Annotated in this window: 5 protein-coding genes; 2 read left to right on the forward strand and 3 right to left on the reverse strand. The window is 73.1% G+C overall.

Annotation, left to right across the window (positions count from 1 at the left end):
* Positions 1 to 84: 84 nt before the first annotated feature.
* Both VFW24_18660 and VFW24_18665 read right to left on the reverse strand, forming a co-directional pair.
* The gene (locus VFW24_18660) at positions 85 to 1,416 is read right to left on the reverse strand and encodes a HAMP domain-containing sensor histidine kinase (protein ID HEX5268794.1); all 1,332 of its coding nucleotides are present in this window, start codon (positions 1,414 to 1,416) and stop codon (positions 85 to 87) included.
* Between the two features lie 56 nt (positions 1,417 to 1,472).
* On the reverse strand, positions 1,473 to 2,141 hold the full coding sequence (locus VFW24_18665) for a response regulator transcription factor (GenBank protein ID HEX5268795.1): 669 nt from the start codon (positions 2,139 to 2,141) through the stop codon (positions 1,473 to 1,475).
* A 188-nt stretch (positions 2,142 to 2,329) separates the two neighbouring features.
* On the opposite strand from VFW24_18665, the gene VFW24_18670 reads away from it, so the two are divergent.
* Positions 2,330 to 3,544 carry a phosphodiester glycosidase family protein gene (locus VFW24_18670; GenBank protein HEX5268796.1) on the forward strand — a complete coding sequence of 405 codons (1,215 nt, stop codon included), beginning with the start codon at positions 2,330 to 2,332 and terminating at the stop codon, positions 3,542 to 3,544.
* Between the two features lie 41 nt (positions 3,545 to 3,585).
* Here VFW24_18670 and VFW24_18675 read toward each other — a convergent pair whose 3' ends face one another.
* Positions 3,586 to 3,951, reverse strand: coding sequence for a CBS domain-containing protein (locus tag VFW24_18675; GenBank protein HEX5268797.1), 366 nt, complete (start codon positions 3,949 to 3,951; stop codon positions 3,586 to 3,588).
* 94 nt (positions 3,952 to 4,045) lie between these two features.
* Between VFW24_18675 and VFW24_18680 the strand changes: the two genes are divergently transcribed.
* A partial coding sequence (locus VFW24_18680) for a hypothetical protein (GenBank protein ID HEX5268798.1) occupies positions 4,046 to 4,233 on the forward strand: 188 nt, incomplete at its 3' end.

The raw sequence follows: 4,233 nt of genomic DNA on the forward strand, positions 1-4,233 counted from the left end.
ATCGGGGGCGCGGCGCGGAGCCCTGCTGGTGAGCCTGGCCGCCGGCGCGGCCTTGGGCGTGCTTCTGCTCGGTCGGGTCGCCACCTACCTGGCCGACTCCGGGTTCCGGCCCGGGAGATGACCGTTCTCCACCGAGGCTCCTGGTCCGCCGGGGGAAGAGGGGCGCTCGCCGTCCCCGGGGCGCCTCGATCCGCGGGGCTGATCGGCGGAGTGGCTGTCGGTTCCCCCCGCCCGGTGCCAGGAGACCTCCATGCGCGCCCCTCCGCTCGGTGACTCCCCGATCCTCCAGCGACCTCCGGTGGAGCTGACCACCGAGTCGGCGATCGCCAGGCCGAGGCCCGCCCCCCCGGGCTGGTCCGACGCCCGGTGGAAGCGGTCGAACAGTCTTTCCCGCTCGGGTCCGGGGATGCCCGGGCCGTCGTCCTCGACCACGACAAATGCGCGAGCGCCGACGGCGCCGACCGCGATGCTCACCGTTCCCCCGGCAGGGGAGTACCGGCAGGCGTTGTCGACGAGCACTCCCAGGAGCCGGTCGATCCATTCCGGCGGCGCCCTGACGAACGCCCGGCCGGGGGCCCCGTCGGGCTCGAGCGCCAGGTTCAATCCTCGGGACTCGGCCAGCGCCTCGAAGCGCTCGGCGCAGGCCGCGGCTATCGGGGCCAGGTCGACCGGCTCGTCCCCGGGAGGGGGCGGCTCGGCGTCGAACCGGGCCAGCCACAGCAGGTCCTCCACGATCTCGTGCAGGCGCCTGCCCTCCTGGGCCACCCGCCCCAGGGACGAGCGGTAGTAGGGCGCCAGACGGGGGGCGCTGAGGGCCAGGCCGACCTCGGCCTCGATGACGCTCAGCGGGGTGCGCAGCTCGTGCGACGCGTCTGCGGTGAACTCGAGCTGTCGTCGTCGGGTCCGTTCCACGGGTGCCGCGGCCTTGAGGCCGATGACCAGGGATCCCAGATAGATGCTGAGGAGGATCACCGGAGCGACGGCTGCTTCGGCCACCAGGAGAACGCCGCGGACGTGCCCGGGCTCAGCCAGACTCTCACCCGCCACCAGCCATCCGCTGTTGATCCGCCGGGCGGCCAGCCGGAACCGGCTGGCACTCAGCGATGCCGTCATCTCGGCGGCGGGCGACCAGGCGCGCCGAGGTAGGGCCGGTGCGCCGGGGCTGAGGGCGGTCACGTCTCCCCGGGCACCGACGCGCCACAGAAGGACCGGTGCGTCATCCAGGTCCCGGCCCTGAGACCGGTCTGGCGGGCGCACGACCTCGCCCAGTGGAAGCGACTGGCTGGTCGCGTCGTCGAGCACGCCAGCGAGGCGGTGGTCGACCTGGTGGGTCATCCGCCCGACGACGACCACGTCCAAGATGGCGCCGACGGCCACGTACAGGACGGCGATGAGCGCGGTGGTGACGGCGGCCACCCGAACGGCGTGACCCAGGCTCCGGCGTTGCCTCAGCGGCCTTCGTCGGGGGCCGGTCATGCCGGTACGATCCGATAGCCGACGCCTCGAACGGTCTCGATGCGGGCCCGCCCGGGGGTCAGCTTGGCGCGCAGCCGGGCCACATGGACGTCGATGGTGTTGGACCCCAGCGCCGCCGCCTCCTCGTCCCAGACCTGAACGGCGATGGCGCGTCGCTCCGCCACTCCCGGGGCCTTCCGCAGCAGAAGCTCGAGGATGGCGAACTCGGTCAGGGTCAACGAGATCGCTTCGGGGCCGACGCCGGCCTCCCGGCTGGCGGGATCCAACCAGATGTCGGCACAGGCGAGCCGGGGCGGATGGGCCCCTCCCGGTCGGCGCAGCAGGGCGCGGAGCCGGGCCAGCAGCTCGGCGAACTCGAACGGCTTCACCAGATAGTCGTCGGCGCCCACGTCCAGGCCGGCCACCCGGTCAGCGGTGGCGTCGCGAGCCGTGAGCATCAGTATCGGGGTGGACAGGCCTCGGGCCCGGACGACCTCGACCACCTCGAGGCCGGAACGCCGGGGCATGCGCCAGTCGAGTACCACAGCGGAATAGTCGTAGGTGCGGAGGTAGGTCAGGGCCTCGACGCCGTCGGCGACCGCGTCCACGGCGTAGCCGGTCTCCTTGAGCCCGCGTTCCAGGACCGAGCGCAGTCCGGGATCGTCCTCGGCCACCAGGATCCTCACTGGCCACTTTGTAGTGCCTCAACCTGACGAGACGGTTACAGACCAACCGGGTAACGACGGCGGGACCGGGCCGCCGTGATATAAGCACCGGCGGCGGTCCCTGATCGGCGGTGATGATGTCGCAGACGAGCACGACGGCCCCGAGGGGGTTGGACCCGGGACGGCCCCGGTCCGACGGGTCGGGGGAGGTGGACGGCGCTCCGGAAGCCGGGAGCCGGACCCGGCGCGCCCTGGGTTGGTTCGGCCGCCACCGCGTCATGGCCGCCCTGATGGTGATGGCGTGCGCGTTGGCCCCATGGGAGGCGTCCTTGGCGTCGGCCCTGTTGGGCGCGGGCGGCGCGTCGCTCTCCGCCCGCGCTGCCGAGTGGGCGCGGGACCACGGGGGTGCATCGGCCATCAACTGGATCGAGAACGTCTGGTACTCCCACCACGCGCCGCCGAAGGGCGGCCGGCCACCCATAGGCGCCATTCCGCGGGCGGCAACGCCTCCGGTGACGGCGCCACCGACCGCCGCACCGGCCCACCTCCCGGCGCCACCGCCGATCGTCCCGCTGGCCAGCGCGCCGTTGCCCGGTGAGGGCACGTGGCGTCCGGCGGGACGGTGGGTCGGCGGTGTTCCTGCCGTGTACGAGGCCTACCTGCGCCCCGACCGCGTCCACACCAGCCTGGTCTCCGGGGTGGCATGGATGGACACGAGGCTGCTCCGGGCCGAGCTGTACTCGGGCAGCTACGTGCCCGGCTCCGGGCCCTGGTCCGTGACGGCGCCGGTGGGACCGTCGGAGGCCACCGGGCTCGTGGCCGCCTTCAACTCCGGCTTCCGCCTCAAGGACGCCCAGGGCGGGTACTACGCCGAGGGTCGCCTGGCGGCTCCCCTGCGCGCCGGCGCCGCCTCCTTCGTGATCTATCGCGACGGTTCTGCCACCGTGGCCGACTGGGGCCGGGACGCCACGATGGGCCCGGCGGTGGTGGCCGTGCGCCAGAACCTGCGCCTGCTCGTCGACGGCGGCGCCCCAGTGCCGGGGCTGGCGGACAACCGGACCTGGGGTGCAACCGTGCGGAGTCTCGTGTACGTGTGGCGCTCAGGGGTGGGAGTGACCAGCGACGGAGCCCTCGTCTACGCGGCCGGTCCGGGGTTGGACGTGCCCTCGCTGGCATCGCTCCTGGCCCGGGCCGGGGCGGTCCGCGCCATGGAGCTCGACATCAACTACGACTGGGTGAACTTCGCCGCCTACATGCCGGCGGATCCGTCGGGCCCGGCCAACGCCGCCAACGGCAGCACTCTGCTGGCGGGCATGCACGGCGGCCCGGGGCGGTACTTCGTGCCGTGGTGGGACCGCGACTTCGTCGCCTTGTTCTCCACCGCGGCCACGACTCCCGGTTCGCCGCACGGCCGAGGACGCTGACCGGGGAAGTCACCCGTTCCCGCCTGTGGACGGTTCGAGACTCAGGGACGCCTGTCGACCGCGGTCAGGCCCTCGGCCAGGTCCCGAATGGACACGATGCCCACCAGCTCCCCGTCGTCGAGGACCGGCAGGTGCCGGATGCCCGCCGCGAGCATCGTGTCCATGGCGGTGTTGAGGGAGTCTCCCGGTGTGGCGTACCTCGGCTGGACCGTCATGGCCGCGCCGACCTCGGCGTGGTCCGGATCGGCGCCACCCGCCAGGGCCCGCACGACGTCGCGCTCGGAGAGGATGCCGGTCACCTCGGCCCCGTCCATGATCACGGCCGTCCCGACCGAGGCCTCGTGGAGGGCCTGGGCGGCCCCTCGCAGCGTTGCGCCGCGATCGACGGCCACCACCCTGGTTCGCATCAGTGGGCCGACGCCTAGCTGGTGATCTGCACGCATCGGGCAATACTGTCATGGGTCCACCGGCAGCTGGGGAGGCGTGAGCCGTGGGTGAGCCATGAGCCAGTACCTGCAGTTCCGATCCTGGCTGCACGACAGCTCGCCCGCGGAGAAGAAGCTGGCCGCCGGGGTGCTGGTGGTGGCGCTGGGGCTGGTCGGATGGGCGCTGGTTCCGAGCGGTGGACCGGAGGGCAGCTCGGTCGCCGCCGGTGGCGGACCGGCCGCGGGTACGACCGCCGCCGCCGG

This window comes from Acidimicrobiales bacterium, from assembly GCA_036273495.1.
Taxonomy (GTDB): Bacteria; Actinomycetota; Acidimicrobiia; order Acidimicrobiales; family JAJPHE01; genus DASSEU01.